Origin of the sequence: Parvibaculum sp. (genome assembly GCF_049671045.1) — a bacterium.
Lineage (GTDB): Bacteria > Pseudomonadota > Alphaproteobacteria > Parvibaculales > Parvibaculaceae > Parvibaculum.
Genome location: NZ_JBATUH010000033.1, coordinates 1 through 6,805 on the forward strand (window position 1 = coordinate 1; position 6,805 = coordinate 6,805).

The following is a 6,805-nucleotide window of genomic DNA, read 5'->3' on the forward strand; positions in this document are numbered from 1 at the left end:
GCGCATTGGCGAGCGTGCCAAGGCCCCGGACGTCCGGCCCGTCATTTGCGCCCGCCGCGCCCATGCTGTCCTCGCCATCGGCCAGTTCCGGCCTCGGCGCTATCTCGAAGCGCGGGGCGGCTCCCCCCTCATGTCTGGAGATCAGGTTCCGATAGACCTCGGCCACGGTGCGCGACTGCCCCAAACGGTCGTAGAAGATCGAACGGTTCGCCCGCGCCGCATCCGGGAAGAGCAGATCGGCCCGTGCATTGGGCGTGTCCTCGGCGCTCGAGATGAGCCTGGAGGCGCCGCCCGCTCCCAGAAAATGCGCGACATAGAGTTCGCCCTGGCTCACCGAGCGGCCGAGGCTCGCTTCCAGCCTGTCCCGGCTCGCATTGGTGTAGGCGCCCGCCATCAGGGCCGAGACGCTCGGATCGTTGCGCAGGGCAAGAATTTCCCTCCGGGCGGCAGGATCGGCCACCACATAGCGCCCGCTCGCATCCCTGCTGATGGCGTCGGCATATTTACCCAGACCGAGGCTCGCCCCGTCCTGCTTCATCGTGCCGAGCCAGGTCTGCTGGGTGAACTGAAATAGCCCGCACGCCGTCGAAGTTCTTGATTTTGCTGAGCAATCCAAGCTCGATTCACGCATTGCGGTCTTGAGCAGATAGTCGAAATCGGCCCCGGTCTGCGCGCTCGCATTCTGCAGCGCGGCAGCGATTTGCGGGTGGGCCGAAACGGCTTGTACCAAACTCATGGTCGAAAAATCCCTTCTGTTCACCGAAGGGATCGCAAAGCCCGTGCCAGCAGGTAAAGTCGGCGTGAGCGCGGAAAGCGGCAATGAGCCGGGGCGCTGCGGGAAACGGTCGAAAAGAGCCGGCCCGCCAAGCAAGAGCCACATCAGGGAGGGAACGGCCAATGGCCGAAATCGAGGTTGCGTCTGAAGTCGAGGATGTTCTGCATCACAAGCGGGCGGCACGGGATGCGCGGCCCTATCCAAGCCCGGCCTATGCCTGGTACGTCGTCGCCGTCTTCGTCATCGCCTACACATTCTCCTTCATCGACCGGCAGATCCTGAGCCTGCTGGTCGGGCCGATGAAGCGCGATCTCCAGATCACCGACACCGAGATGAGCCTGTTGCAGGGCCTCGCCTTCGCCGCCTTCTACACCATCATGGGCCTGCCCATCGGCCGGCTCGTCGACCGGCGCAACCGCATCGGCATCATTTCCCTGGGCGTCTTCTTCTGGAGCCTGATGACCGCTCTCTGCGGTACGGCAAAGGTTTACTGGCAACTATTCGCCTATCGCATCGGCGTTGGCGTCGGCGAAGCGGCGCTCTCGCCTGCCGCCTATTCGGTCATCTCCGACTATTTCCCGCCCAAGCGCCTCGGCATCGCCATCGGCGTTTACGGCATGGGCGTCTATATCGGCGCGGGCCTCGCCCTTGTCATCGGCGCGGAGGTGATCGGCTTCGTCGCCAAGAGCGGCGACCTCAACCTGCCCCTTCTCGGGCATCTCTACGCCTGGCAGATCGTCTTCTTCATCGTCGGCCTGCCGGGCCTGCTCATTGCGCTCTGGGTCCGCACCGTTCGCGAGCCCGAGCGGCGCGGGCATATGCGCCGCGAGATCGGGCCCGATGGGGTCGAGCGCGACAGCGAAGTGCCCCTGGCGGATGTGATTGCCTATCTGAAGGACAATGCGGGCTCCTTCCTCGGCATGAACCTCTGCTTCGCCTTCCTCGCCATGATGGCCTATGGGACCGCGGCCTGGATCCCGACCTTCCTCGTCCGCACCTATGGCTGGGACGTGGTGGAAGCGGGCCGCTGGTACGGCTGGATCATCGTCATCTTCGGAACGGCGGGCGTCGTCGCGGGCGGCGCCATCGGCGATTTCGTCTGCTCGAAGGGCTATCGCAACGGGCGCATCATTGTCATGGCGGCGACGGGGCTCGTGACGCTGCCCTTTGCCATCGCCTTCCCCCTCGTCAACGACCCGATGATGGCGCTTGCCCTTCTCGCGCCGGCGAGCTTCTTTGCCACCTTCACCACAGGCGTCGGACCCTCCGCGCTTCAGCAGATGATGCCGAACCAGATGCGCGGCTTCGCGGCCGCGCTATCCGGCCTCATCGTCAATTTCATCGGGCTCGGGCTCGGGCCCACCTCGATCGCGCTGGTGACGGACTTCGTCTTCAAGGACGAGATGATGCTGCGCTATTCGCTGGCGGCGGTGCCGCCCGTCATTCTGCTGATCGGCGCGGCCTTCGGTTTCTACTCACTCAAGCCTTATCTCAAGAGTCTCGACTACCTGGAGCACTGGAGCTCCAGGAACGAGAAGGCATGACAAAACAAATAGTTATGCATAACTTCTTACAATAAGGGTACGCGAAGCGCGGCCGGAAGACCGCGCTCTCCATCCGACAACTGAAGTGAAATCTCAGATCGCCTTGCCGAATGCGCGGAAGCGCCAGGACGAGGAATTGTCCTGAATGAGCTTCACCGTCCGGACGCCTTCCGTGAGCCGGCCCCGGGCGCGCGCCTGAGCGAGCTTGAAGGAGAGCAGCTCGCGGTCGAAAGGCTTCATCAGATAGTCGTCGGCCCCGGCCTCCATGGCCGCACGGACGCTGGCCGGGCCGCCATCGGCGATGAAGAAGATGCAGGCGCGCCGCCCCTCGGAGAGCAACCGGAGCTTTTCGATCAAGGAAGCCCCGTCCGCGCCGGGAAGGCGCTGATCGAGGATCACGAGATCGGGCGACATGCCTTCGACCATGGCCAGCGCCTCCGCGCCGTCGCGCGCGCCCGCGACCTCGAAGCCGAGACTTTCGAGGAGGAAACGGGCCGCCCTGCGAACAGGGGCGGAAGAATCGGCGATAAGGGCTGTCGCCACGGGGTCGGTCTCCAGATGAGGCAAGCTTCGGGCTTGCGTATGGGACCAACCATAGGGGCCGAATCTTAAACCAAAGGTTAACCGTGAAGCCCTTTTCTTAAGCTCTCGATAAGCTTTCCCGCCTCCACGGGCTCATAGGGCTCGGGCGTCCCCTCGCCCCAGACCGGCCTCGGCCAGCACGCATCCGTCTCAAAGCGGGCGATGACGTGAACGTGAAGCTGCGGAACCATGTTCCCGAGCGCCGCCACATTGATCTTCTGTGCGCCGGTCATCGCCTTCAGCACCGCGCTGACATGGTCGATCTCGCCGAGGAATTCCGGCTTGTCGGCCTTGGCCACATCGTGGAAATCGCGCAGCCCGTCGCGCCTCGGCACCAGGATGGTCCATGGGAACCGCCGGTCGTCCATGAGGAGGAGCCGGCAGAGCGGCAGATCCTTGACCGTATAGGTGTCCGCCATCAGGCGTTCATGGAGATGGAAGGTCATGCTGGAGGAACCCCGAAGCGCTTTTCATTTTCCCGCTCGCTGCGCTTATAACCTAGCCGACCGGCGGGCGGTGAGACAGCCCGCCTTCAGACAAGCCGAGGCCCGACCATGCGTTCCTTCCTTTTCGTTCCCGCCGACAGCGACAAGAAGCTTTCCAAGGCGGCGGATGCCGGCGCCGATGCGCTGATCCTCGATCTGGAGGATTCGGTCGCCCCCTCCCGCAAGGAGACGGCCCGCGCCATGGCGCGCGACTATCTGATGAGCGCGAGGGAGGGCGGGCCGAAAATCTGCGTCCGCATGAACGCGCTCGATACGCCGCTCTGGCGGGATGACCTCAAATCCGTCGTGCCGCACCGGCCTTACGCGATCCTGATCCCGAAGACGCTCTCCGGCGACTGCGTGAAGCAGGTCTCGGCCGCGCTGGCCGATATCGAGGCGGATACGGGCCTTCCGGCCGAAGGGGTGAGGCTCTTCTGCGTGGCGACCGAAACACCCGCCTCGCTCTTCTCGCTCGGCACCTATGCGGGGGCGAGCCCGCGCCTCTTCGGCCTCACCTGGGGGGCGGAAGACCTTGCCGCCGCGCTTGGCGCCCGCAGCAACAAGAACGATGCTGGCGTCTACACCGAGCCCTACAGGCTCGCCCGAACGCTGACGCTTCTCGGCGCGGTCGCGGCGGGCGTCATCCCGATCGACGGCGTTTACAAGGATTTCCGCGACGAGGCGGGGCTCGAGCGCGAGGCGCGCGAGGCCGCCCGCGACGGCTTCACCGCGAAAATGGCGATCCACCCCGCGCAGGTGCCGGTTATCAACCGCGTCTTCACCCCGTCAGAGGCGGACGTCGCCCATGCGCGCGCCGTGGTCGAGGCGTTCGACAAGGCCGGCGATGTCGGCGTCGTCGCGCTCGATGGCGTCATGCTCGACATTCCCCATCTGAAACAGGCGCGCGCCCTCATCGCCCGCGCGGAAGCCGGCCAACATACAGATTGAACGTGAATATGGAGTCCCAGATGAAGCCGAGCGTTTTCCTCGCCATTCCCTTCGGCAAGTTCTTCGAGCACAAGATCGCCCAGAGCTACACGCTCGTCCCCGCCGAGGCGAAGGGCGAGGCCGAGGCGCTCGTCACAATCGGCGCTCTCACGACCGGCCCGGCCGAGATCGACGCGATGCCGCGCCTGCGCGTGATCGCAACCTTCGGCTCCGGCTATGAGGGCGTCGATGTCGAGGCCGCGAAGGCGCGCGAGATCGCGGTTGCGAACACGGTCGGCGCCAATGCGGCAAGCGTCGCAGACCTTGCCGTCGGCCTTCTCCTTGCCTCGCTGCGGCACGTGACGGCGGGCGACCGCCTCATCCGCGCAGGCGAGTGGCGCGGCCCCAATCCTGCGGGCCTGCTCTTTGCGCGCGGCCTCACGGGCAGGCGCGTCGGCATTGTCGGGCTCGGCGCCATCGGCCAGAAGATCGCCCACCGCCTCGAAGGCTTTGAAACCGAAATCGCCTATCACGGCCGCCACCGGCGCGAGGGCGTGCCCTATCGTTATTTCGGCTCGGTGCTGGAGCTTGCCCGCTGGGCCGATGTGCTCGTGCTCGCCCACAGGGCCGACGAGAGCAACCGGCACATGATCGACGCGGCCGTGCTGGAGGCGCTGGGGCCGGACGGTCACGTCGTCAACATCACGCGTGGCTCGGCCATCGACGAAGATGCGCTTGTCGCGGCGCTTGAGAACCGCACCATCGCGGGCGCCGGGCTCGACGTCTTCGAGAACGAACCCGATGTGCGCGAGGATTTGCGACGCCTGCCGAATGTCGTGCTGACGCCGCATCTCGGCGGCGGCACGCGCGAGGCGCTTGGCGCCATGGCGGATGCCGTCATCGCCAATCTCGACGCCTTCTTCGCGGGCAAGCCCATGCCCGGCGCGGTCGGCTAGCGGCTCGCGGCGAGCTTTCCATAGCCTCACCCCCTCCATTTGTGGAAGACTGCCTCCTGAGGAACGCGTTGGGAGGCGCGGGGATCGATGACCCGATTGAATGTGCAGGATGCGGCCTTCTTGCAGGTCGAAACGGATGAATGCCCGGCTCATGTGGCCGGGCTCCAGATCTTCAGGCTGCCGAAGAACTACAAGGGCAATTTCTTCCGCGACCTGATGGAGCGGATCGACCATTCGATCCCGCCAGCCCCGCCATTCAACATGAAACTGCGCGCCGACTATCTGAAACTCGATGTCTGGCCGAGCTGGATCGAGGACACGAATTTCGATCTCGACTATCACGTCCGCTATTCGGCGCTGCCCGCGCCGGGCTCGATGGATCAGCTGATGAAGCTCGTCGAGCGGCTGCATTCCCGCCTTCTCGACCGCACCCGTCCGCTCTGGGAGTGCTATTTCATCGAGGGGCTGGAGAACAACCAGGTCGCGCTCTACTTCAAGATCCATCACTCCTGCGTCGATGGCGTCGCGGCCATGTCGATCCTCGATCGCGTGCTGTCGAAAACGCGCACGACGAAAAAGCCGCTCGCCTTCTGGCAGGTGCCGCCCGCGGGCCAGAAGCCCGCCGAGCCGATGAAACTCATGGACCGTCTCGCGCGCAGCTATTCGGGCCTGCTCGGGCAGGCGCGCTCGGTCCAGCAGCTTTCGACCGCCGCCCTCAAATCGGGAATGGAGATGCTTGCGGGCAGCGCCCGGAAATCGCCGCTCCCCTTCACCGCGCCACCGACGCCCTTCAACCAGTCGATCACGCGCCATCGCCGCTTTGCGACCCATACGGTCCCGCTTTCGCGCATCAAGGCGATCGCGAAGGACCTGAACCTCACGGTGAACGATGTCGTGCTCGGCATCTGCGCGGGCGCGATCAGGCGCTATCTCAAGGATCACCGCAAGCTGCCCGACAAGCCGATCCTCGCCATGTGCCCCGTCTCGGTGCGGCCGAAAGGGGCCGAGCAGCGCGGCAACCAGATCTCCATGATCGTGACGACGCTCGCGACCGACGAGGAAGACATCATTGCGAGGCTCAAGGCCATTCACGCCTCCGCGACCGAAGCCAAGCTCAAGCTCGGCGACGTGGCGCGCGAGACGGCGACGAACTACGCCCTGCTGATGAACGGCGTCATTCTTCTTTCGCAGGCGCTCGGCCTCGGCAACATGGTCGCCCCGCCCGCAAATCTCGTGATCTCCAACGTGCCCGGCCCGCGCGAGAAGCTCTTTCTGATGGGCGCGGAACTCGTGCACAACTATCCGATGTCCGTTCTCGTTCACGGGCAGGCGCTCAACATCACCGTTACGAGCTATGCGGACGAACTCGACTTCGGGCTGCTCGGCGCGCGCGAGGCGCTGCCCGATCTGAACAAGCTCGCCGACTATATCGGCATTGCCTGCGACGAGATCGAACTGGCGGACGAAACGCTTCTCGCCGTGGCTGCGGAAGCCGCGCGCCAGCGCCTCGCCGAACGCCGGGCAGAGCGCGAGACC

General features: G+C 65.1%; 7 protein-coding genes. 4 read left to right on the top strand and 3 right to left on the bottom strand.

Features of this window, described 5'->3' with window-relative positions; translation table 11 throughout:
- The coding region (locus WBG82_RS04230; RefSeq protein ID WP_424421781.1) for a lytic transglycosylase domain-containing protein at positions 1-736 on the bottom strand (736 nt) is incomplete at its 3' end.
- A gap of 161 nt (positions 737-897) precedes the next feature.
- Between WBG82_RS04230 and WBG82_RS04235 the strand changes: the two genes are divergently transcribed.
- Positions 898-2,319: a spinster family MFS transporter gene (locus WBG82_RS04235; RefSeq protein WP_424421783.1), complete on the top strand. Its 1,422-nt coding sequence runs from the start codon at positions 898-900 to the stop codon at positions 2,317-2,319.
- Between the two features lie 93 nt (positions 2,320-2,412).
- Here the strand turns inward: WBG82_RS04235 and WBG82_RS04240 are convergent, their stop codons facing one another.
- Positions 2,413-2,862 carry a response regulator gene (locus tag WBG82_RS04240; RefSeq protein ID WP_424421785.1) on the bottom strand — a complete coding sequence of 150 codons (450 nt, stop codon included), beginning with the start codon at positions 2,860-2,862 and terminating at the stop codon, positions 2,413-2,415.
- A gap of 77 nt (positions 2,863-2,939) precedes the next feature.
- Positions 2,940-3,347, bottom strand: a complete 408-nt coding sequence (locus WBG82_RS04245) for an HIT domain-containing protein (RefSeq protein ID WP_424421788.1) — start codon at positions 3,345-3,347, stop codon at positions 2,940-2,942.
- Between the two features lie 108 nt (positions 3,348-3,455).
- Between WBG82_RS04245 and WBG82_RS04250 the strand changes: the two genes are divergently transcribed.
- From WBG82_RS04250 to WBG82_RS04260, 3 genes are all read left to right on the top strand, one after another.
- Positions 3,456-4,334 (top strand): HpcH/HpaI aldolase/citrate lyase family protein, encoded by an 879-nt coding sequence (locus WBG82_RS04250; protein WP_424421790.1) that lies wholly within the window; start codon positions 3,456-3,458, stop codon positions 4,332-4,334.
- A 20-nt stretch (positions 4,335-4,354) separates the two neighbouring features.
- Positions 4,355-5,269 (top strand): 2-hydroxyacid dehydrogenase, encoded by a 915-nt coding sequence (locus tag WBG82_RS04255; RefSeq protein WP_424421793.1) that lies wholly within the window; start codon positions 4,355-4,357, stop codon positions 5,267-5,269.
- 87 nt (positions 5,270-5,356) lie between these two features.
- Positions 5,357-6,805: WS/DGAT/MGAT family O-acyltransferase (locus WBG82_RS04260; RefSeq protein WP_424421796.1), on the top strand; the 1,449-nt coding region annotated here is incomplete at its 3' end.

Coding starts and splice junctions, on each gene's coding strand:
- WBG82_RS04235 (WP_424421783.1), top strand. CDS start 898: ATGGCCGAAATCGAGGTTGCGTCTGAAGTCGAGGATGTTCTGCATCAC.
- WBG82_RS04255 (WP_424421793.1), top strand. CDS start 4,355: ATGAAGCCGAGCGTTTTCCTCGCCATTCCCTTCGGCAAGTTCTTCGAG.
- WBG82_RS04245 (WP_424421788.1), bottom strand. CDS start 3,347: ATGACCTTCCATCTCCATGAACGCCTGATGGCGGACACCTATACGGTC.
- WBG82_RS04250 (WP_424421790.1), top strand. CDS start 3,456: ATGCGTTCCTTCCTTTTCGTTCCCGCCGACAGCGACAAGAAGCTTTCC.